General features: G+C 62.1%; 19 protein-coding genes. 12 read left to right on the forward strand and 7 right to left on the reverse strand.

Annotated elements, in window-relative coordinates; translation table 11 throughout:
* From crcB to ftsK, 4 genes are all read right to left on the reverse strand, one after another.
* Entirely contained in the window at positions 1 to 375 is a 375-nt protein-coding gene (gene crcB, locus HU737_RS12035) for a fluoride efflux transporter CrcB (protein WP_186557188.1), read from the reverse strand.
* A complete protein-coding gene (locus HU737_RS12040; RefSeq protein ID WP_186557189.1) occupies positions 372 to 1,697 on the reverse strand; it encodes a replication-associated recombination protein A in 1,326 nt (441 codons plus the stop codon). The genes crcB and HU737_RS12040 overlap by 4 nt, the downstream gene beginning before the upstream one ends.
* Before the next feature lie 12 nt (positions 1,698 to 1,709).
* Positions 1,710 to 2,333 carry an outer membrane lipoprotein periplasmic chaperone LolA gene (gene lolA / locus HU737_RS12045; protein ID WP_186557190.1) on the reverse strand — a complete coding sequence of 208 codons (624 nt, stop codon included), beginning with the start codon at positions 2,331 to 2,333 and terminating at the stop codon, positions 1,710 to 1,712.
* Between the two features lie 62 nt (positions 2,334 to 2,395).
* Positions 2,396 to 4,807: a DNA translocase FtsK gene (ftsK, locus tag HU737_RS12050; protein WP_186557191.1), complete on the reverse strand. Its 2,412-nt coding sequence runs from the start codon at positions 4,805 to 4,807 to the stop codon at positions 2,396 to 2,398.
* Positions 4,808 to 5,237: 430 nt separating this feature from the next.
* Between ftsK and aat the strand changes: the two genes are divergently transcribed.
* From aat to infA, 3 genes are all read left to right on the forward strand, one after another.
* On the forward strand, positions 5,238 to 5,918 hold the full coding sequence (gene aat, locus HU737_RS12055) for a leucyl/phenylalanyl-tRNA--protein transferase (protein ID WP_186557192.1): 681 nt from the start codon (positions 5,238 to 5,240) through the stop codon (positions 5,916 to 5,918).
* Between the two features lie 56 nt (positions 5,919 to 5,974).
* The gene (locus HU737_RS12060) at positions 5,975 to 6,682 is read left to right on the forward strand and encodes an arginyltransferase (protein ID WP_186557193.1); all 708 of its coding nucleotides are present in this window, start codon (positions 5,975 to 5,977) and stop codon (positions 6,680 to 6,682) included.
* Positions 6,683 to 6,785: 103 nt separating this feature from the next.
* Positions 6,786 to 7,004, forward strand: coding sequence for a translation initiation factor IF-1 (gene infA, locus HU737_RS12065; protein ID WP_002553999.1), 219 nt, complete (start codon positions 6,786 to 6,788; stop codon positions 7,002 to 7,004).
* Between the two features lie 175 nt (positions 7,005 to 7,179).
* Here infA and clpA read toward each other — a convergent pair whose 3' ends face one another.
* Together clpA and clpS are read right to left on the reverse strand one after the other, a co-directional pair.
* Positions 7,180 to 9,450 (reverse strand): ATP-dependent Clp protease ATP-binding subunit ClpA, encoded by a 2,271-nt coding sequence (gene clpA / locus HU737_RS12070; RefSeq protein ID WP_186557194.1) that lies wholly within the window; start codon positions 9,448 to 9,450, stop codon positions 7,180 to 7,182.
* A 30-nt stretch (positions 9,451 to 9,480) separates the two neighbouring features.
* Complete coding sequence (gene clpS / locus HU737_RS12075; protein WP_119140441.1) at positions 9,481 to 9,843, reverse strand: ATP-dependent Clp protease adapter ClpS; 363 nt, start codon at positions 9,841 to 9,843, stop codon at positions 9,481 to 9,483.
* 230 nt (positions 9,844 to 10,073) lie between these two features.
* Here clpS and cspD point away from each other — a divergent pair, with 230 nt between their 5' ends.
* Positions 10,074 to 10,328 (forward strand): cold shock domain-containing protein CspD, encoded by a 255-nt coding sequence (cspD, locus tag HU737_RS12080; protein WP_186557195.1) that lies wholly within the window; start codon positions 10,074 to 10,076, stop codon positions 10,326 to 10,328.
* 79 nt (positions 10,329 to 10,407) lie between these two features.
* Here the strand turns inward: cspD and icd are convergent, their stop codons facing one another.
* Positions 10,408 to 11,664 carry an NADP-dependent isocitrate dehydrogenase gene (icd, locus tag HU737_RS12085; RefSeq protein ID WP_186557196.1) on the reverse strand — a complete coding sequence of 419 codons (1,257 nt, stop codon included), beginning with the start codon at positions 11,662 to 11,664 and terminating at the stop codon, positions 10,408 to 10,410.
* Between the two features lie 424 nt (positions 11,665 to 12,088).
* Here icd and HU737_RS12090 point away from each other — a divergent pair, with 424 nt between their 5' ends.
* The 8 genes from HU737_RS12090 to HU737_RS12125 all read left to right on the forward strand — a co-directional run bounded on the left by HU737_RS12090 (position 12,089) and on the right by HU737_RS12125 (position 22,035).
* Positions 12,089 to 14,314, forward strand: a complete 2,226-nt coding sequence (locus HU737_RS12090) for an NADP-dependent isocitrate dehydrogenase (protein ID WP_186557197.1) — start codon at positions 12,089 to 12,091, stop codon at positions 14,312 to 14,314.
* An 83-nt stretch (positions 14,315 to 14,397) separates the two neighbouring features.
* Positions 14,398 to 14,838 carry an NUDIX hydrolase gene (locus HU737_RS12095; protein WP_186557248.1) on the forward strand — a complete coding sequence of 147 codons (441 nt, stop codon included), beginning with the start codon at positions 14,398 to 14,400 and terminating at the stop codon, positions 14,836 to 14,838.
* Positions 14,839 to 14,894: 56 nt separating this feature from the next.
* The gene (gene mnmA, locus HU737_RS12100) at positions 14,895 to 16,019 is read left to right on the forward strand and encodes a tRNA 2-thiouridine(34) synthase MnmA (protein ID WP_186557198.1); all 1,125 of its coding nucleotides are present in this window, start codon (positions 14,895 to 14,897) and stop codon (positions 16,017 to 16,019) included.
* Positions 16,016 to 16,642 carry a high frequency lysogenization protein HflD gene (gene hflD / locus HU737_RS12105; RefSeq protein WP_186557199.1) on the forward strand — a complete coding sequence of 209 codons (627 nt, stop codon included), beginning with the start codon at positions 16,016 to 16,018 and terminating at the stop codon, positions 16,640 to 16,642. Before mnmA ends, hflD begins: the two co-directional genes overlap by 4 nt.
* Before the next feature lie 194 nt (positions 16,643 to 16,836).
* Positions 16,837 to 18,207 carry an adenylosuccinate lyase gene (purB, locus tag HU737_RS12110; RefSeq protein ID WP_186557200.1) on the forward strand — a complete coding sequence of 457 codons (1,371 nt, stop codon included), beginning with the start codon at positions 16,837 to 16,839 and terminating at the stop codon, positions 18,205 to 18,207.
* Positions 18,208 to 18,288: 81 nt separating this feature from the next.
* Positions 18,289 to 19,455: a ribosomal protein uL16 3-hydroxylase gene (locus HU737_RS12115; RefSeq protein WP_186557201.1), complete on the forward strand. Its 1,167-nt coding sequence runs from the start codon at positions 18,289 to 18,291 to the stop codon at positions 19,453 to 19,455.
* Positions 19,448 to 19,882: a GNAT family N-acetyltransferase gene (locus tag HU737_RS12120; RefSeq protein WP_186557202.1), complete on the forward strand. Its 435-nt coding sequence runs from the start codon at positions 19,448 to 19,450 to the stop codon at positions 19,880 to 19,882. Before HU737_RS12115 ends, HU737_RS12120 begins: the two co-directional genes overlap by 8 nt.
* A 179-nt stretch (positions 19,883 to 20,061) precedes the next feature.
* A complete protein-coding gene (locus HU737_RS12125) occupies positions 20,062 to 22,035 on the forward strand; it encodes a DNA topoisomerase III (RefSeq protein ID WP_186557203.1) in 1,974 nt (657 codons plus the stop codon).
* Positions 22,036 to 22,124: the final 89 nt, after the last annotated feature.

Below are 22,124 nucleotides of genomic sequence, written 5' to 3' on the forward strand. Positions count from 1 at the left end.
TCAGAATTTGGTTAAAGACAGGCCGGCCCAGGTCGCGAGCAGCCCGCCAAACACGCTAATACCGGTATAGCCCAGGGCGAGCGGTATCTGCCCGTTTTCCAACAGGCGCACGGTATCCAGCGAAAAAGAAGAAAAGGTCGTCAGGCCGCCGAGAAAGCCGACGATCAGCCCGGCGCGCAGCTCGACCGGCACCAAGGGCTTGTGCAGAAACAGGCCGTAGAGCAGGCCGATCAGCAGGCAGCCAATCAGGTTGACCGCCAGCGTACCGAGATAGAAGTGCCGTGGCCAGTTGGCGCTGACCCAGTTGCTGGTGGCAAAGCGCAGCAGCGTACCGGCCACGCCGCCCGCGCTGACTGCGGCTATCAGGGCAATCATGGTTTTCTCCGCTGACGGGGGCTGAGGCGGTCGAGCTCGGCCAGGTGGCGCAGCTTCTCGCCGATTTTCAACTCCAGGCCACGCGGCACCGGCTGATAATAGGCGCGCGGTTCAAGGGCTTCGGGGAAGTAGTCTTCGCCTGCGGCGTAGGCGTCCGGCTCATCGTGGGCGTAACGGTATTCTTCGCCATAGCCCAGCTGCTTCATCAGCTGGGTCGGGGCGTTGCGCAGGTGCAGCGGCACTTCCAGCGAACCGTGCTCGGCCGCCTCGCGCAGGGCGGTCTTGAAGCCGACGTAGACTGCGTTGCTCTTCGGCGCACAGGCGATGTAGGTGATGGCCTGGGCCACTGCCAATTCGCCCTCGGGGCTGCCCAGGCGCTCTTGCACATCCCACGCAGCCAGGCACAGGCTCAGCGCGCGCGGGTCGGCGTTGCCGATGTCTTCGCTGGCCATGCGCACCACGCGGCGGGCGATGTACAGCGGATCGCAGCCGCCGTCGAGCATGCGCGCGAACCAATACAGCGCGCCGTCGGGGTTGGAGCCGCGTACCGACTTGTGCAACGCCGAGATCTGGTCGTAGAACGCCTCGCCACCTTTGTCGAAACGTCGCCGGCTGTCACCGAGCAGGCTTTGCAACAACTCGACGCCGATCTCGCTCCCGTCTTCGGCCAGGTCAGAGGCGTTCTCGAGGAAATTGAGCATGCGCCGGCCATCGCCATCGGCGGCGGCCATGAGCATCTTGAAGGCCTCATCGCCCACCGTCAGCTGACGCTTGCCCAGCCCACGCTCCTCGTTCAGGGCGCGGTCGACCAGCTTGCGCAGCGCTTGTTCATCGAGGCTCTTGAGCACATACACCCGCGCCCGCGAAAGCAAGGCGTTGTTCAGCTCGAACGACGGGTTCTCGGTGGTGGCGCCAATGAAGATCAGCGTGCCATCTTCGACAAACGGCAGGAACGCATCCTGCTGAGACTTGTTGAAGCGGTGCACTTCATCGACGAACAAAATGGTCCGCCGGCCATACTGGGCGGCCTGCTGCTTGGCCACCTCGACCGCCTGGCGAATCTCCTTGACCCCAGCCAGCACCGCCGAGACGGTCTCGAAGTGGGCGTCACAGAACTGCGCCAGCAGCCGCGCCAGGGTGGTCTTGCCCACCCCAGGCGGGCCCCAGAAGATCATCGAGTGCAGCGCACCCTGCTCCAGCGCCTCACGCAGCGGCTTGCCGCGGGCCAGCAGGTGCTCCTGGCCGACGTACTCGTCCAGGTTGGACGGACGCAGACGAGCGGCCAGGGGCTGGGCGACGGGTTCGCTTCGAAACAGGTCCATGACGCTCTCTGGTTATTCCTGGATGACGTCCGCGCCAGCCGGGATCTTGAACTGGAACTTGTCCGCCGGGACCGCCTGGTTGGCCTTGACCCCATTGAACAGGATATTGGTGCGCTGGCCGACGCTGTCGATCAGTTGCATATCGTTGATCAAGCCTCTACGGAACGACACGCGCAGCGAGTCGAACAGGGTGTCCTTGGTCTTGGGCTTCAAGGTGAAGTCCATGACTTCTCCCTGCTCCTTGGAGGTGATATCGAAGCTCTGGCTGATCTTCGAAACATCGCCCGAGAGCAGCAGCGCTGGGGTCTGGTTCAAGCGCACGTCGAGCTTCTTGACGGTTGCCTGTTCCAGGTCCGGGTCCCACAGGGTGACGTTCTTGCCATCGGACACCACCACCTGCTCGGCCGGAGCATCGGTGTGCCAGTAGAACAGGCCAGGACGCTTGACGGTCATCTTGCCAGTGGTTTCCTGCAGGCTGGTGCCGCCGGCATCCAGGGTCAGCTGGGAGAAATTGGCCTCGATGGTCTGCGACTTTTCCAGCAATTGGGTCAGGCGTTGCACGTCCTGCTCAGCGGCGTAAGCCGATGCGCAACCCAGGGTCATGGCAGAAACCAACAGCATGCGAATCGCGCGCATGTTAATCCTCATTGAGCATTGAAGAAGCCGGGCGCCACCGTTGGCGCCCGGCAGGGTGATCATCAGTCGCGGGGGCCGCCTGGGGCAATCACTTCCCGCGAGCCGTTGCTGTTCATCGGCGTGACCACGCCGGCCATCTCCATCGACTCGATCATCCGCGCAGCGCGGTTGTAGCCGATCTTGAGCTTGCGCTGGACCGCCGAGATCGAGGCGCGGCGGCTTTCCAGCACGAACTGCACGGCTTCGTCATACAGCGCATCGGTTTCGGCATCGTCGCCGTCGCCCCCGCCGCTGCCACCGTCGAAGCCGCTGCCGGCTTCTTCGACGCCGTTGAGAATGTCGTCGTTGTAGTCAGGAGCGCCGCGCAGTTTCCACGCTTCGACCACCCGGTGCACCTCGTCGTCGGAGACGAACGCGCCATGCACGCGGATTGGCAGGCTAGTGCCTGGCGGCATGTAGAGCATGTCACCGTGCCCCAGCAACTGCTCGGCGCCGCCCTGGTCGATGATGGTCCGCGAGTCGATCTTGCTCGATACCTGGAACGCCATCCGCGTCGGGATGTTGGCCTTGATCAGGCCGGTGATCACATCCACCGACGGACGCTGGGTAGCGAGGATCAAGTGGATACCAGCAGCCCGCGCCTTCTGGGCGATACGCGCGATCAGCTCTTCGACCTTCTTGCCGACGATCATCATCATGTCGGCGAATTCGTCGACCACCACGACGATGGTCGGCAGGGTTTTCAGCGCAGGCGGCTCGTCGTCCATGCTTTCACGGCGGTACAGCGGGTCGTGGATGACCTCGCCGGCCTCCTGGGCGTCCTTGATCTTGCGGTTGAAGCCGGCCAGGTTACGCACGCCCATGGCCGCCATCAGCTTGTAGCGCCGCTCCATCTCGGCCACGCTCCAGCGCAGGGCGTTAGCAGCGTCCTTCATGTCGGTGACCACTGGGCAGAGCAGGTGCGGAATGCCTTCGTAGATCGACAGTTCGAGCATTTTCGGGTCGATCATGATCAGCCGCGCGTCTTCCGGGCCGGACTTGAACAGGATCGACAGGATCATCGCGTTGACCCCGACCGACTTACCGGAACCGGTGGTACCGGCCACCAACAGGTGCGGCATCTTCGCGAGATCCGTGATTACCGGCTTGCCGCCGATGTCGTGGCCCAGGGCCAGGGCTACTGGCGACTTGGCCTCGTCATACTGCGACGACGACAGCACTTCGGAGAAGCGCACCATCTGGCGGTTCTCGTTGGGGATCTCGATGCCCACGGTGGTCTTGCCCGGAATAACCTCGACCACCCGCACGCTGGTCACTGCCAGCGAACGCGCCAGGTCCTTGGCCAGGTTGGCGATGCGGCTGACCTTAACGCCCGCGGCCGGCTGGATCTCGTAACGAGTAATCACCGGGCCTGGGTGGATCGAGTCGACCGACACCTCGACGCCAAACTCCTTGAGCTTGATTTCCAGCAGGTGACCGACACCCGCCAGCGACTCTGGCGAGTATTCGATCTTCTTCTCTTCGGCCGGATCAAGGATGGAAATCGATGGCAGAGTACCTTCCACGGCGCTGTCGACGAACAGCGGCGTCTGTTTTTCCTTCATCACCCGCTTGCTCGGCTCCGGCGCCTTGACCGGGGCCGGCATGATCACCGGTGCCGGCTGCTGCTCGCGCTGGGCGACATGCTTGGTCAACGCCTCGTCGCGCTCGATGATGCGCTCGCGGGCCTTGAGCTGCTCGCGTTTGTCTGCAACTACCGGGGCGACCACTTCGTCAACCTGCTCGTCGACTTCACGCAGTTGGGCGACCAGGCGTTTGCGCTCGTTGCGCGCCTCCCACCAGCGGTTGGCCGCGCCCTGCACCAGCTCGAACAGATCGAGGGTGATCTTGCCGGTCAGGTCCATCACCTTGAACCAGGACAAGTCGGTGAACACGGTCAAGCCGAACAGGAACAGGGCAATGAACATCAGCGTGCTGCCCTGCACGTTGAGCAGGTTGCGCGCCAGATCGCCGAGGCTCTCGCCCAAGGCGCCACCGGCCGAGAACGGCAGGCTCGCAGAAGGGTGGAAATGAATATGCGCCAAGGCCGCGCCCGACAGCACCAGGAACACCAGGCCAATCAGCCGCCAGGAGAACAGCCAGCCGCTCCACTGCCAGGGCTGATGGCGCTCACGGAAGATCTGCCAGGTCTTGATCGCCAGCAACAACGGGAAGATGTAGGCGAAGTAGCCGAGCACCATGAACAGGATGTCGGCGAAATACGCACCAGCCCGGCCGGCGGCGTTTTGCACCTGCTCGACATTGCTGGTGTGGCTGAAGCCAGGATCGGCCGTGTCGTAGGTCAGCAGCGCCATCCAGAGGTACAGGCACAGGGCACCGACGGCGATCAGCGCACCTTCCTTGAGGCGGTAGTGCAGCTGCTGCCGCCAGAGGGGCACGGGCAGAGGGGGCGGAGTTGCGGTGGATTTCTTCAAAACGCGTCTATTCCTGCGCTTGCTGCGCGTCCAGTAGTGATCGACCCGGTGATCGGTCTGCAAACCACTACTTTTAACATTACTGCCCACTAGCCGCCATGGCGGCACGCCGTAAGGGCGTGAACAGGGCAATTTTCCATGCGTGCAATTTGAGCATGCATTTTCTTTTGTGACAAAGGCTTATGCTGTGTTTTTGCACAGGTGTGACAACAAAGCGTCAGGTTGGTGCCAGTCGGCGGATAAATGTGTAGGAAATCAGCCATTAGCCCAACAGCAGTTGCTTCTTCGGGCCTAAGAGTCGACGACAAATCTTGTAGGAGCGGGTTTACCCGCAAACACGCCTACCCAGCCAGCACACACCCATGATTGACCTCGATTTGCAGGCGCGCCATGCTGGTCGCCCTCCCCTCCCCCACCGCACTTGAAGACCATGCTGACCTGGCTGACCCGCGACTCGCTGACCTTCCCGCCTTTGGCAAAGGCCCTGCATGAGCCCAACGGCCTGCTCGCTGCAGGCGGTGACCTGACCCCTGAACGGCTGGTCCGCGCCTACCGCCATGGCTGCTTCCCCTGGTACCAGGATGGCCAGCCGATCCTCTGGTGGTCGCCCGACCCACGTACCGTGCTGTTCCCCGACGAGCTGCACGTGTCGCGCTCGCTGGCCAAGCTGATTCGCCAAGAGCGTTATCAGGTCAGCTTCGATAGCGACTTCGAGGCCGTGATCGCTGCCTGCGCCGCGCCCCGCGACTACGCCGACGGCACCTGGATCACCGACAGCATGCGCGCCGCTTATTGCGAGCTGCACCGGCGCGGCATCGCCCATTCGGTGGAAGTGCGTCAGGACGGCGAGCTGGTCGGCGGCCTGTATGGCCTGGCGATGGGCCGGCTGTTCTTCGGCGAATCGATGTTCAGCCGCGCCGACAACGCCTCCAAAGTCGGCTTCGTGACCCTGGTCGAACACCTGCGCAGCGCAGGTTTCGTGCTGATCGACTGCCAGATGCCGACCAACCACCTGCACAGCCTGGGCGCTCGCTCCATCAGCCGCGACAGCTTCGCCGAGTATCTGGCGCGCCACCTCGATCAACCCAACCAGGCCACCTGGGTTCGCTAGGCGAGTTTCCACAGCTGGCTTACACTTAAGGCAAAGTATTGCCCGAGGGGTTGATCATGACAGAGTTGGCGCGGTTGAAGTTTTATGCCACTCAGCCCCACTCCTGCAGCTACCTGCCGGACGAACAGGCCACTACCTTGTTCCTCGACCCTAGCCAGCCGATGGACGTCAACGTGTATGCCGACCTTTCGGAAATGGGCTTTCGTCGCAGTGGCGATCATCTCTATCGCCCGCATTGCCAGAACTGCAATGCCTGCGTGCCGGCGCGCATTCCGGCTGCGCGCTTCATTCCCAACCGCCAGCAACGGCGCATTCTCAAGCGCAATGCCGACTTGGCCGTGACGGCCGCGCGCCCGGCATTCAAAGAAGAGTATTTCGACCTCTACCGGCGCTACATCGAGCAGCGCCACAGCGATGGCGATATGTATCCACCCAGCCGCGATCAGTTTTCCACCTTTCTGGTGCGCGATCTGCCATTCTGCTGGTTCTACGAGTTTCGCCTCGAAGGCCGCCTGCTGGCGATAGCGGTCTGCGACCTGCTGCCCAACGGGCTATCGGCGGTATACACCTTCTACGAACCCGACGAAGAGCGCCGCAGCCTGGGCCGTTTTGCCATTCTCTGGCAAATCACCGAAGCGCTGCGGCAAAACCTTGAGGCGGTGTACTTGGGCTACTGGATCAAGAACTGCAAGAAAATGAACTACAAGACCCAGTACCGCCCCATCGAACTGCTGATCAACCAGCGTTGGGTCAGCCTCAATTGAAAGCATTGGCTTGAAACACTATTTTCGGGCATAATCCACGCCACTTTTTTTGCCCGGTGCAGTCACGCGTCGGGCCTACACTGGACACCGAGGGCTTTACTGCATGTCGAAAGAAGACAGCTTCGAAATGGAAGGCACTGTCGTCGACACCCTGCCCAACACCATGTTCCGCGTGGAGTTGGAAAATGGGCACGTCGTAACCGCGCATATCTCTGGCAAGATGCGCAAGAACTACATCCGTATTCTCACTGGCGACAAGGTCCGCGTCGAGCTGACGCCTTACGACCTGAGCAAGGGCCGCATCACCTACCGCGCCCGTTAAGCTCCAGCCACAAAAAAAGCCCGGCCAATGTGCCGGGCTTTTTTGTGACTCATGCGAAACATCAGGCACCGCCATGTAGAAGCAGGCTTGCCCGCGATAGCGCCAGCTCAGACAACCCATTTGCCCTTACTGCCGCCATCGCGGGGCAAGCCCGCTCCCACATCGACTTGCAGATCTAGGCCACTTCAGCCGTAGTCTCGAAGTCGAACACCAGCTCGCCATCACGCAGCTCGACGTGCACCACGCCACCGTGCTCGGACAGCTCACCGAACAGGATCTCCTCGGCCAACGGCCGTTTGATCTTGTCCTGGATAAGCCGCGCCATTGGTCGAGCGCCCATCTGCACGTCATAGCCACTGGCTGCCAGCCAGCCTCGCGCATCATCACTGACCTCAAGCAGCACACGCTTGTCTTCCAACTGGGCCTGCAGTTCGATGAGGAACTTGTCGACGATGCTCTTGATCGTCTCGTGACTCAGGCGACCGAACTGGATGATGGTATCCAGGCGGTTGCGGAATTCCGGCGTGAAGCTCTTGCGGATGACTTCCATCGCATCGGACGCATGGTCCTGATGGGTGAAGCCGATCGAGGCCCGCGCGGCGGTTTCAGCGCCGGCGTTGGTGGTCATGATCAGGATCACGTTACGGAAGTCCGCCTTGCGCCCGTTGTTGTCGGTCAGGGTACCGTGGTCCATCACCTGCAGCAGCAGATTGAAGACTTCCGGGTGGGCCTTCTCGATTTCATCGAGCAACAATACGCAGTGCGGTTGCTTGGTGATCGCTTCGGTCAGCAAGCCGCCCTGGTCGAAACCAACATAACCGGGAGGCGCACCGATCAGACGCGATACGGTATGGCGCTCCATGTACTCAGACATGTCAAAGCGCACCAACTCAACGCCCAGCGCCTTGGCCAGCTGCCGTGCAGCCTCGGTCTTGCCGACCCCAGTAGGCCCAGCGAACAGGAACGAACCGACTGGCTTGTCTGGCGCCTTGAGCCCGGCCCGCGACAACTTGATCGCGGTAGCCAGCGAATCGATCGCCTGGTCCTGACCAAACACGGTCAACTTCAGGTCGCGCTCCAGGTTACGCAGCAACTCCTTGTCGGAGCTGGTGACGTGCTTAGGCGGAATCCGCGCGATCTTGGCGACAATGTCCTCGACCTGGGCCACTTCGATACGCTTGACGCGGTTTTCTTCCGGCTGAAGGCGCTGGTAGGCGCCCGCCTCGTCGATCACGTCGATGGCTTTGTCCGGCATGTGCCGGTCATTGATATAGCGGGCAGCCAGCTCGGCAGCAGCGCGCAGGGCCTCGTCGCTGTACTCGATGTGGTGGTGGGTTTCGAAGCGCCCTTTCAGGCCGCGCAGGATACCTACGGTGTCTTCCACTGATGGTTCGGAGACATCGACCTTCTGGAAGCGCCGCGCCAAGGCCCGGTCCTTCTCGAAGATGCCGCGAAACTCCTGGAAAGTGGTCGAGCCGATGCAGCGGATATCACCCGACGACAACAAGGGCTTGAGCAGGTTGGACGCATCCATCACCCCACCGGAGGCCGCACCGGCACCGATGATGGTGTGAATCTCGTCGATGAACAGGATCGCCTGCGGACGTTTGCGCAGCTCCCCGAGCAGCGCCTTGAAGCGCTTCTCGAAGTCGCCGCGGTACTTGGTCCCGGCCAGCAGCGCGCCCAGATCGAGCGAGTAGACCACGCTCTGCGCCAGCAGGTCAGGCACCTGGCCGTCGACAATGCGCTTGGCCAGGCCTTCGGCGATGGCGGTCTTGCCGACCCCCGCCTCACCGACCAGCAGCGGGTTGTTCTTGCGCCGACGAGCAAGGATCTGCGCGACGCGCTCGACCTCCTGCTCACGCCCCACCAGCGGGTCGATCCGCCCCTGACGAGCGAGCTCGTTGAGGTTGCTGGCGTAGGCATCCAAGGGATTGCTCGAAGACGACGTTTCGCCGCCCTCTTCGTCCTGCATGTCCTGGTCGCTGTCGGTATTAGGCCCATGGCCTGGCACCTTGGAGATGCCATGGGCTATGTAGTTGACCACGTCGATGCGGGCCACGCTCTGCTGCTTGAGCAGGAACACCGCCTGGCTTTCCTGTTCGCTGAAGATCGCGACCAGCACATTGGCGCCGGTGACTTCGCGCTTGCCCGAACTTTGCACGTGGAACACGGCGCGTTGCAGCACGCGCTGGAAGCCCAGGGTCGGCTGGGTTTCGCGGTCCTCGTCGTGCACCGGGATCAGCGGAGTAGTGGAATCGATGAACTCCTGCAGGTCGTGCTTGAGCTTGTCGAGATTAGCGCCACAGGCGCGTAGAACGGTTGCGGCCGCCTCATTGTCAAGGAGTGCCAACAGCAAGTGTTCGACGGTCATGAACTCATGACGCTTCGAACGGGCCTCCTTGAAGGCCAGATTGAGGGTGACTTCGAGCTCGCGGTTTAACATAGCTTCACCTCATACCCAAGTGGTCGGCGATTAACCGTCCTTCTCGATTTCACAGAGTAGCGGATGCTGGCTTTCCCTGGCGTATTGGTTGACCTGCATGGCCTTCGTTTCGGCGATGTCGCGGGTAAACAATCCGCACACTGCCCGTCCCTCGGTATGGACGGTCAGCATGATCTTGGTCGCCAGCTCGCGGTTCAAACTAAAGAACGTTTCGAGCACTTCGACGACGAAATCCATCGGCGTGTAGTCATCGTTGAATAAAACCACCTTGTACATCGGTGGCGCCTGCAGGATCGGCTTGGCTTCTTGCACTGCCAGACCGGAGCCATCGTCCTCGTTGGTTTGAGGACGATCCTGATTGAATGTTAGTCGAATCTGACTGTGTGCATGCATGGAAAGAATTTCATCACATCGACAGGTTAAGGTTGTGGGTTGACCGCACAGGCCGCCGCTGGCGCGGGCGCCGCATGACCTTGACTATCGGCAAAACGGTGTTACAACCAATAAGAACCCACCGTGGTCGATAAAGATCCGCGCAGTCAACCAGATTTTTTCGCAAGGTTCGTATGCGGATGACGTGGATGATACTCCAGTGATGGAGTCCTTTGCAGAGGGACATAGGGATGGCAAGCGGTAAAGTCAAGTGGTTCAACAATGCCAAGGGCTACGGATTCATCAATGAGGACGGCAAAGACGAGGATCTATTCGCCCATTACTCGGCGATTCAGATGGACGGTTACAAGACCCTCAAGGCTGGCCAACCGGTAAATTTCGAGATCATCCAAGGCCCCAAAGGCTTGCACGCCGTCAATATCAGCGGTGTCGGCGCCAAGGTCGAACAGCCTGCCGCGCCACCGGCAACGACCGTGACTGCCTGAGCCTGGAGTACCCTGCGTTCTGCCGGTAAAACGAAAAAACCGGTCGCCTGTTTAACCAGGCGACCGGTTTTTGTATGCCTTACATGTGCTTGATCAACGCCTCGCCGAAGCCCGAGCTGCCGACCAAGGTCGCGCCGTCCATCAGACGCTCGAAGTCATAGGTCACGGTCTTGGCTGCAATTGCACCGTTGGTGCCCTTGATGATCAGGTCGGCCGCCTCGGTCCAGCCCATGTGCCGCAGCATCATTTCTGCCGAAAGAATCACCGAGCCTGGGTTGACCTTGTCTTGCCCGGCGTACTTGGGCGCGGTGCCGTGGGTGGCCTCGAACATCGCCACGGTATCCGAGAGGTTGGCGCCTGGGGCAATGCCAATCCCGCCGACCTCTGCCGCCAGGGCGTCGGACAGATAATCGCCGTTGAGGTTGAGGGTGGCGATCACGTCATATTCTGCTGGGCGCAGCAGGATCTGCTGGAGCATGGCGTCGGCGATCGCGTCCTTGACCACCACTTCCCTGCCAGTCTTGGGGTTCTTGAACTTCATCCACGGCCCGCCATCGAGCAGCTCGGCGCCAAACTCTTCCTTGGCCACTTCGTAGCCCCAATCCTTGAAGGCGCCCTCGGTGAATTTCATGATGTTGCCCTTGTGCACCAGGGTCAGCGACTCGCGGTCATTGTCGACCACGTATTGCAGGGCCTTGCGCACCAGGCGCTTGGTGCCTTCCTTGGACACCGGTTTGACGCCGATACCGCAATCCTGGTCGAAACGGATCTTGGTGACGCCCATTTCCTCCTTGAGGAACTTGATCACCTTGTTCGCCTCAGGCGAGCCGGCCTTCCACTCGATCCCGGCATAGATGTCCTCGGAGTTCTCACGGAAGATCACCATATCGACATCGCCAGGCTTCTTCACCGGGCTTGGCACACCCTCGAACCACACCACCGGACGCAGGCAGACGTACAGGTCCAGCTGCTGGCGCAGGGCCACGTTAAGTGAACGAATACCCCCACCGACCGGGGTGGTCAGCGGGCCTTTGATCGAGACCACGTAGTCTTTCACCGCATCGAGGGTTTCCTGCGGCAGCCAGGTGTCCTGGTCGTAGACCTGAGTGGCCTTCTCGCCGGCATAGACTTCCATCCAGGCAATCTTGCGCTTGCCGCCGTAGGCTTTTTCTACTGCGGCATCCACCACCTTGATCATGACTGGCGAGACATCGACGCCAATCCCATCGCCCTCGATGTAAGGAATGATGGGGTTGTCGGGAACGTTGAGCGAATGGTCTGCATTGACGGTGATCTTGGCGCCGTCGGCCGGAACCTTGATTTTCTGGTAAGCCATGCTTGCACTACTCCGCTTTCGGGTGTGATTGGACATCGTGCGATCCACTGAGCCTAAACCACATCCGCTGACCTGCAAGCTGGTCGCCGAACCTGCGGCAACACGCCACATTGCTCCTACGTCTTTGGTCTTATAAATGCGTTGATACCACTTAGCCTTGCTGATTAGCCCAAAGGGTTTGATATACTCCGGCCCTGACCGCAGGGTCATCGGGGCGAACCCTTGGAAAATGCGGCTCGCCCTCGGCCAAGAATGGCCAAAAGCCTGGGTTGTTACCGCAGCCCAGCACTTGACGCTCGACTGATGCATCCACCATCACCGCTCGCAGCCTCTCGACTTTCCGCTCATGGCGTCGCCTGAGCGAAGCGCCTACCCTGCGCACCTCGAGACTCGAGTACGCTCAGCACATAGAGAGTTAACCCGCATGCCCACCCGTTCCAAGATCATCTATACCTTCACCGACGAAGCCCCCGCCCTCGCCACCTATTCGCTGCTGCCGATCGTCGAAGCCTTCACCGCTTCGGCTGACATTGCCGTCGAAACTCGCGACATCTCCCTGGCTGGCCGTATCCTTGCGGCATTCCCGGAGCAACTCGGCGCAGACAAGCAGGTAGGCGATCATCTGGCGGAACTGGGCCAGCTGGCTACCACCCCTGAAGCCAACATCATCAAGCTGCCGAACATCTCGGCCTCGGTCCCGCAACTGAAAGCGGCGATCAAAGAGCTGCAAGGCAAGGGCTACAACATCCCTGACTACGCCGACGAGCCAGCCAGCGCCGAAGAGAAAGAATCTCGCGCACGCTACGACCGCATCAAGGGCAGCGCCGTTAACCCGGTACTGCGCGAAGGCAACTCCGATCGCCGCGCACCACTGTCGGTCAAGAACTACGCACGCAAGCACCCGCACAAAATGGGCGCCTGGGCTGCCGACTCCAAGTCGCACGTAGCGCACATGAACAACGGCGACTTCTACGGCAGCGAAAAGGCCGCCCTGATCGAGGCTGACGACAGCCTGCGCATCGAGCTGGTCGACAAGAACGGTGCCATCACCGTCCTGAAGGAAAAAACCGCCGTCAAGGCCGCTGAAGTCATCGACTGCGCGACCATGAGCCGCAAAGCCCTGAAAGCCTTCATCGCCGAGCAGATCGCCGATGCCAAAGCTTCCGGCGTACTGCTGTCGGTACACCTGAAAGCCACCATGATGAAAGTCTCCGACCCAATCATGTTCGGCGTCATCGTCGAAGAGTTCTACGGCGAAGTACTGGCCAAGCATGCCTCGGCCCTGGCCGACGTCGGCTTCAACGCCAACAACGGCATTGGCGACCTGTACGCCCGCATCAAGGACCTGCCCGCTGAGCAGCAGGCCCAGATCGAAGCAGACATCCAGGCCCTGTACGCCGCTCGTCCGGCCCTGGCCATGGTCAACTCCGACAAAGGCATCACCAACCTGCACGTGCCAAGCGACGTCATCGTCGACGCCTCGATGCCAGCGATGATCCGTGACTCGGGCAAGATGTGGAACACCGCCGGCGAACTGCAGGACGCCAAGGCGATCATCCCTGACCGCTGCTACGCAGGCATCTATCAGGCCGCCATTGAAGACTGCAAAGTCAACGGCGCCTTCGACCCAACCACCATGGGCAGCGTACCGAACGTTGGCCTGATGGCGCAGAAAGCCGAAGAATACGGTTCCCACGACAAGACCTTCCAGGTCAAGGCCGACGGTGTCGTACGCGTCGTCGATGGCAAGGGCAAGGTCGTCCTGGAGCAGAACGTCGAAGCTGGCGACATCTTCCGTATGTGCCAGACCAAGGACGCGCCGATCCAAGACTGGGTCAAGCTGGCCGTTAACCGTGCCCGCCTGAGCAACACCCCAGCCGTGTTCTGGCTCGACCCAGCTCGCGCCCACGACGGCGTGATGATCGAGAAGGTCCAGAAGTACCTGAAAGACCACGACACCACCGGCCTGGACATCCGTATCCTGGCACCCGTCGAGGCGATCAAGTTCTCCCTGGCACGCATCCGCGAAGGCAAAGACACCATCTCGGTGACCGGCAACGTATTGCGTGACTACCTGACCGACCTGTTCCCGATCATGGAGCTGGGCACCAGCGCCAAGATGCTGTCGATCGTCCCGCTGATGAACGGCGGTGGCCTGTTCGAAACCGGCGCCGGTGGTTCGGCTCCGAAACACGTCCAGCAGCTGGTCGAAGAGAACTTCCTGCGTTGGGATTCGCTGGGTGAATTCCTGGCCCTGGCCGCCTCCCTGGAGCACCTGGGCAACACCTACGATAACCCGCGCGCCAAAGTCCTGGCCAACACCCTGGACCAGGCTACCGGCAAGTTCCTCGACACCAACAAGTCGCCATCGCGCAAAGTCGGCGGTATCGACAACCGCGGCAGCCACTTCTACCTGACCCTGTACTGGGCACAAGCGCTGGCTGAGCAGTCGGACGACGCCGCACTGCAAGCGCGCTTCGCCCCGCTGGCCAAGACCCTGGCCGAGAACGAAGCGACCATCGTCGCCGAGCTCAACGCCGTTCAGGGCAAACCAGCCGACATCGGTGGCTACTACGCCCCGGATGCCGAGCTGACCGCCAAGGTAATGCGTCCAAGCCAGACCCTGAACAGCGCCATCGCCGCCCTGTAAGGTTCGCTTGAAGTAACCCCACAAACCCCGGCCACGCACCGGGGTTTGTGCTTTCTAAGAACCTACAGGGACTTCAGATGCACATGACCTGGCAACCGCACATCACCGTCGCCACCATCGTCGAAGACCAGGGCAAATTCCTCTTCGTCGAAGAATTCAAAGCCGGCCAGCACGTTTTCAACCAGCCCGCTGGCCATCTGGAAGCCAACGAAACCCTGGCCCAGGCTGCCCTGCGCGAGACGCTGGAAGAAACCGCCTGGGACGTCGAACTGACCGGCGTGGTCGGCATCTACCTGTATACCGCCCCCAGTAACGGCGTGACCTACCAGCGCATCTGCTTTGCCGCGCGCCCCGTGCGCCATCATCCAGCGCTTGCCCTGGACAGCGATATCGTCCGCGCCGTATGGATGACCCGCGAGCAACTGCTGGCCGAGCCCTCGCGCTGGCGCAGCGAACTGGTGCCACGCTGCCTCGACGACTACCTGGCAGGCCCGCTGCACAGCCTTAGCCTGCTGCGCGACTGACGCGCGCGAGCTGGCCTGATAGAATCGACCTTTTTCCCTGATACACATCGGTAGCCATGACCAGCCCAGCACTCAAAGACCCCGCCAAGACCCGCGTCATCGTCGGCATGTCCGGCGGCGTGGACTCTTCCGTCTCCGCCCTTTTGCTCATCGAGCAGGGCTACCAGGTGGAAGGTCTGTTCATGAAGAACTGGGAAGAGGACGACGGCACCGAATACTGCACCGCCCGCGAAGACCTGGCCGACGCCCAGGCCGTGTGCGACCGCATCGGCATCAAGCTGCACACCGCCAACTTTGCAGCCGAATACTGGGACCACGTGTTCGAGCACTTCCTTGAAGAGTACAAGGCAGGCCGCACACCGAACCCGGACATCCTCTGCAACCGCGAAATCAAGTTCAAGGCGTTCCTCGACTACGCCCTGTCGCTGGGCGCCGACCTGATCGCCACCGGCCATTACGTGCGCCGTCGCGACACTGGCGAGCTCACCGAGTTGCTCAAGGGCCTGGACCCGAACAAGGACCAGAGCTACTTCCTGCACGCCGTTGGCGGCAAGGAAATCGCCCGCACCCTGTTCCCGGTTGGCGAGCTGGAAAAACCCGAAGTACGCGCCATTGCCGAGAAGCATGGCCTGGCCACCGCCAAGAAGAAGGACTCCACCGGGATCTGCTTCATTGGCGAGCGACGTTTCAGCGACTTCCTCAAGCAGTACCTGCCGGCCCAGCCGGGCGACATCGAAACCACCGAAGGTGAAGTGATCGGCCGCCACCATGGCCTGATGTACCACACCATCGGCCAACGCCAGGGCCTGGGTATTGGCGGCCTGAAGGATGCCGGTGACGATCCGTGGTACGTGCTGGTCAAGGACCTTGAGCGCAACGTGCTGGTAGTTGGCCAGGGCAACGAACACCCGTGGCTGTTCTCCCGCGCCCTGCTCGCCTCGCAGATTTACTGGGTCAACCCGATCGACCTGGCTGCGCCGCGCCGCCTGACGGCCAAGGTCCGCTATCGCCAGGGCGATCAGGCTTGCACCCTGGAGCGCACGGAAAACGGCTACCGCGCCGTGTTCGACGAACCACAGCGCGCCGTCACTCCGGGCCAATCGGTGGTGTTCTATGACGGCGAGGTGTGCCTGGGCGGCGGCGTGATCGAAACCGCCGAGCCTTGGAGCCCTCGTCCATGAGCAACCTCCAGGAGCAACTGATTGCCCTTGGCGGCGTGTTCCAGGCGGCGGTGCTGGTCGACCGGATCGCCCGCACCGGCCAGGCCACCGAGGCCAACATCGGCTGCATGCTGAACAGCCTGCTGGTACGTGACCCCAAGGACACCCTGGAAGTGTTCGGCGGCGATGACCTCAACCTGCGCGATGGTTATCGTGCGCTGGTCGGCGCCCTGGAGCGCGACCCCAGCAGCCTGCAGCGCGAGCCGCTGCGCTATGCCCTGTCGATGCTTGGCCTGGAGCGGCAGCTGGCCAAGCGCGACGACCTGCTGGAGACCATCGGCAACCGCTTGCCGCAGATCCAGTCGCAGGCCGACCATTTCGGCCTGGTTCATGAAAACGTCATCGCTTCCAGTGGAGCCTTGTACCAGGACACCCTGAGCACCTTGCGCCAGCGTATCCAGGTACATGGCGACATGCGCTTCTTGCAGCAGGCCAGCAACGCCTCGAAGATCCGCGCGTTGCTGCTCGCCGGTATCCGCGCCGCACGCCTGTGGCGCCAGCTGGGCGGGCACCGCTGGCAGCTGGTGTTCAGCCGGCGCAAGCTGCTCAACGAGCTGTACGCGATGATGCGTCCCAACGACTGAAGTGAACCGTGGGAGCGGGCTTGCCCCGCGATAGCGATGCCGAATGCACCACCGCCAGCGCGGGGCCAGGCCGCTCCCACGCCAGGTACCACACGCTTCGAAATGGCCCGACCTTTGGTCAGCCACCCGACCCGGACGCATTTTTCATGTATGATATGCGCCCTTCCAAAAGCCTGACTGTCCGAGAACACCCCATGCAGCTTTCCTCGCTCACTGCGGTTTCCCCTGTAGACGGCCGCTACGCCGGCAAAACCCAGGCCTTGCGCCCCATTTTCAGCGAATACGGCCTGATCCGTTTCCGCGCCCTGGTCGAGGTGCGCTGGCTGCAGCGTCTGGCCGCTCACCCGCAGATCGGTGAAGTGCCGGCGTTCTCCGCCGAGGCCAACGCCGTGCTCGATACCCTGGCCAGCGACTTCAAGCTGGAACACGCCGAGCGCGTCAAGGAAATCGAGCGCACCACCAACCACGACGTCAAGGCGATCGAGTACCTGCTCAAGGAGCAGGCTGCGCAACTGCCTGAACTGGCCAAGGTCAGCGAGTTCATCCACTTCGCCTGCACCAGCGAGGACATCAACAACCTGTCCCACGCCCTGATGCTGCGCGCAGGCCGTGACGACGTACTGCTGCCGCTGATGCGCCAGATCGCCGAGTCGATCCGCGCCCTCGCCCACCAGTACGCCGACGTGCCAATGCTGTCGCGCACCCACGGTCAGCCGGCTTCGCCGACCACCCTGGGCAAAGAGCTGGCCAACGTCGTCTACCGCCTGGAGCGTCAGATCGCCCAGGTTGCCGCCGTGCCGCTGCTGGGCAAGATCAACGGCGCCGTGGGCAACTACAACGCCCACCTGTCGGCCTACTCGCAGATCGACTGGGAAGAAAATGCCCGCGCCTTCATCGAAGACGAACTGGGCCTGCAGTTCAACCCGTACACCACCCAGATCGAGCCGCACGACTACATCGCCGAGCTGTTCGATGCGATCGCGCGTTTCAACACCATCCTGATCGACTTCGACCGTGACGTCTGGGGCTACATCTCCCTGGGTTACTTCAAGCAGAAGACCGTCGCTGGCGAAATCGGCTCCTCGACCATGCCGCACAAGGTCAACCCGATCGACTTCGAAAACTCCGAAGGCAACCTGGGTATCGCCAACGCACTGTTCCAGCACCTGGCCAGCAAGCTGCCGATCTCGCGCTGGCAGCGCGACCTGACCGACTCCACCGTGCTGCGTAACCTGGGCGTCGGCTTTGCCCACAGCGTGATCGCCTACGAAGCCAGTCTCAAAGGCATCGGCAAGCTGGAAATCAACACCCAGCGCATCGCCGCCGACCTGGACGCCTGCTGGGAAGTCCTGGCCGAGCCGATCCAGACCGTCATGCGCCGCTTCAACATCGAAAACCCCTACGAGAAGCTCAAGGAGCTGACCCGTGGCAAGGGCATCACCCCTGAAGCGCTGCTGACCTTCATCGACGGCCTGGATATGCCAGCCGAAGCCAAGGCTGAGCTCAAGCTGCTGACCCCGGCGACCTACATCGGTAACGCCGTGGCCCAGGCCAAACGCATCTAAGTCTGTGCCCGCGTGCAACGCCCGGCCTGGCCGGGCGTTTTTATTCCCGGACGAAAATTACGTTTTTTCAATAGGTTGAACATGAATCCTGATACTCCACTGCAGCTGCTTGGCGGTTTGACTGCTCGTGAATTCCTGCGCGACTACTGGCAGAAGAAGCCCCTGCTGGTGCGCCAGGCCTTCCCTGATTTCGAAAGCCCGATCGACCCCGACGAGCTGGCCGGCCTGGCCCTGGAAGAGGAAGTCGAGTCGCGCCTGGTACTTGAGCACGGCGAGCGTCCGTGGGAGCTGCGCCGCGGCCCGTTCGCCGAAGACGCCTTCTCCGAGCTGCCAGAGCGTGACTGGACCCTGCTGGTACAGGCTGTGGACCAGTTCGTCCCGGAAGTGGCCGAGCTGCTGGAAAACTTCCGCTTCCTGCCAAGCTGGCGTATCGACGATGTGATGATCAGCTACGCCGCCCCTGGTGGCAGCGTCGGCCCGCACTTCGATAACTACGATGTGTTCCTGCTGCAAGGCCACGGCAACCGCAACTGGAAGATCGGCCAGATGTGCGACAGCGACAGCCCGCTGATCGAGCACGCCGACCTGCGCATTCTGGCCGACTTCGAGCAGACCGACGAGTGGAGCCTGGAGCCGGGCGACATGCTTTACCTGCCACCACGCCTGGCCCACTACGGCGTCGCCGAAGACGACTGCCTGACCTACTCGGTCGGCTTCCGTGCGCCGAGCGCCGCTGAAGTGCTGACCCACTTCACCGACTTCCTCAGCCAGTTCCTGCCGGACGAAGAGCGCTACAGCGACGCCGACGCCCAGCCGGTCAGCGACCCGCACCAGATCCAGCACGACGCCCTCGACCGCCTCAAGGCCCTGCTCGCCGAGCACATGGGCGACGAGCGCCTGCTGCTGACCTGGTTCGGCCAGTTCATGACCGAGCCGCGTTACCCCGAGCAGGTTGCTGGCGAGGAGCTCAGCGAAGAAGAGCTGATCGACAGCCTGGAGCAAGGCGCGATCCTGGTGCGCAACCCAAGCGCGCGCTTGGCCTGGTCGGAAGTCGACGACAACCTGCTGCTGTTCGCCAGCGGCCAGAGCCGTCTGGTCTCGGGCCATCTGCGCGAACTGCTGAAGCTGATCTGCGCGGCCGACGCACTGCACATCGAAAACCTTGTAGAGTGGCTCAAAGACGAAGAAGGCCGCACGTTGGTCTGCCAGCTGGTCAAACAAGGGAGTGTGGGATTCGCCAATGAATAAAATCAGCGTTCGCCTCGCCGACTGGCATAAAGACAACGCCGATATCCGCCGCATCCGCGAAGCGGTGTTTGTCGCCGAACAGCACATTCCACCTGAGCTGGAGTTCGATGCCGAAGACCAGGAAGCCGTGCACTTCCTGGCCCTGGAAGGCGACTACCCGATCGGCACCGCCCGTTTGCTCGCCGATGGCACCATCGGCCGCATCTCGGTGCTCAAGGACTGGCGTGGCCTGAAGGTAGGCGACGCGCTGGTCCAGGCAGTGATCGCCGAAGCGCAGCACCGCGACCTCAAGCAGCAGACCTTGAGTGCCCAGGTGCATGCCACGCCATTCTACGAGCGGCTGGGCTTTCGCGTGGTCAGCGAGGAATTCCTCGAGGCCGGTATCCCGCACGTAGATATGGTCCGCGACTCCCACGAGATCGCCTGATCTGATCCTCGTGAGGCAATCCTGCTCCTGGATGGGAGCGGGCTTGCCCCGCGATCAGGGTCGACAGCCAATTAGCTGCGCGACACAAAAAGCTGTACATCCATACAGATATAGCTTGCTTCCCCCCTTCTCTTTGCGCATCCTAACGCCCATCGTTTGCCCACGAAGCGTTGCCGGCCATGCGCCTCTTTCTCTGCGAAAAGCCTTCTCAGGCCAAAGACATCGCCCAAGTCCTCGGCGCCACCCGCCGCGGCGATGGCTGCTGGCAAGGCCCTGACCTGTGCGTCACCTGGTGCATCGGCCACCTGCTTGAAACCGCCCCACCCGACAATTACGACGACCGCTACAAGCGCTGGAACCTCGCTGACCTGCCGATCATCCCGGATAAGTGGAAGATGCTGGTCAAGCCCAAGACTGCCAGCCAATACAAGGCCGTCAAACGCCTGCTCGGCCAAGCCCGTGAGCTGGTGATCGCCACCGACGCCGACCGTGAAGGCGAGATGATCGCCCGCGAGCTGGTCGAGCACTGCCGCTACCGCGGACCGATCCAGCGACTGTGGCTGTCGGCGCTGGATGACGCTTCTATTCGCAAGGCCCTGGCACGCCTGCTACCCGGCAATGAAACCTTCAGCCTGTACCATTCAGCGCTGGGCCGTTCGCGTGCCGACTGGTTGATCGGCATGAACATGAGCCGGCTGTTCACCCTGCTCGGCCAGCAGTCTGGCTACCAAGGGGTGTTGCCAGTGGGCCGGGTACAAACGCCGACGCTGCGCCTGGTGGTCGACCGTGATCGCAGCATCGCTGACTTCGTACCCGTGCCGTTCTGGGCCATCGACGTGCAGCTGGAACACGCCGCCAGCGTATTCAACGCCCAATGGCGCGCACCTGAAGATGCCTGTGACGATCAGGGTCGCTGCCTCAACCAGGGCTTGGCCCAGCAAGCCGCCGCCCAGATCAACGCTGCCGCCAATGCCAGGGTGAGCAAGGTGACCACCGAGCGCGTGCGCGAGGTAGCACCGCTGCCGTTCGACCTGGGCACCCTGCAGGAGGTGTGCTCGAAAAAGCTCGGCCTGGGCGCCCAGGAAACCCTCGACATCGCCCAGGCCCTGTACGAAACCCACAAACTGATCACCTACCCACGCAGCGACTGCGGCTACCTGCCGCTAAGCCAACACGCCGAGGCCCCGGCGATTCTCGCCGCCCTGCAACGCGCCGACGCCAGCCTTGCGCCACTGCACGCGCATCTGCAACCGCAGCGCCGCTCGCGGGCCTGGAACGACGCAAAGGTCAGCGCGCATCACGGCATCATTCCCACCGCCGCAGCCAGCGATCCCACGCGACTGCCGCCCAAGCACAAGGCGGTCTACACCCTGGTGCGGGCACGCTATCTGGCGCAGTTCCTGGCCAATCACGAGTATGACCGCACCCAGGCCGAATTCGATTGCGCCGGCCACGCCTTGCGCGCGGTGGGCAAGCAGATCGTCGAGGCGGGTTGGCGCCGCGCCCTGCCCGAAGCGCTGACCCCAGCCAAAGGCCGTGAAGCGCCACCTGCGCAGGTACTGCCCGCGCTACGCGAAGGCCAGGACTGCGCCGTGCATGGCCTGCAACTCAAGGACCTGTGGACCCAGCCGCCCAAGCCCTTCACCGAAGGCGATCTGATCAAGGCCATGAAGAACGTCGCCAAGCTGGTCGACGATCCCAAGCTCAAGCAAAAGCTCAAGGACACCACCGGCATCGGCACCGAAGCGACTCGCGCCAGCATCATTCAAGGCCTGCTCGATCGTGGTTACCTGGTGAAAAATGGCAAGGCGCTGGCGGCTACCCCGGCGGCGTTCAGCCTGATCGATGCCGTACCCCGGGCGATTGCCGACCCTGGCACCACGGCGATCTGGGAGCAGGCGCTGGACATGGTGCAAAGTGGCGAGATGAGCCTGGAAGAGTTCGTCGCCCGGCAGTCGGCATGGATGGGCAAACTGGTCGAGCGCTGCCGGGGCATGCGCATGACCATTAGTGGGCCGCTGGTACCGGCAGGTGGCAAAGGTGCGCCCTGGAAGAAAAAGCGCCGCAGTGGCGGCAAGGCCAAGGCCGCTGGAGCGACCAAGGCTGCGAGTGGCAAGCCAAGGCAAAGTCGGGGTAAGACAACAACTGCCTAGGCTTTATCGACCCTATCGCGGGGCAAGCCCGCTCCCACGCCAATTGCATGTGTATAGGGGGGCTTGCCCAGCGCTAGGGCCTGTATTGA

Origin of the sequence: Pseudomonas urmiensis, assembly GCF_014268815.2 — a bacterium.
Lineage (GTDB): Bacteria > Pseudomonadota > Gammaproteobacteria > Pseudomonadales > Pseudomonadaceae > Aquipseudomonas > Aquipseudomonas urmiensis.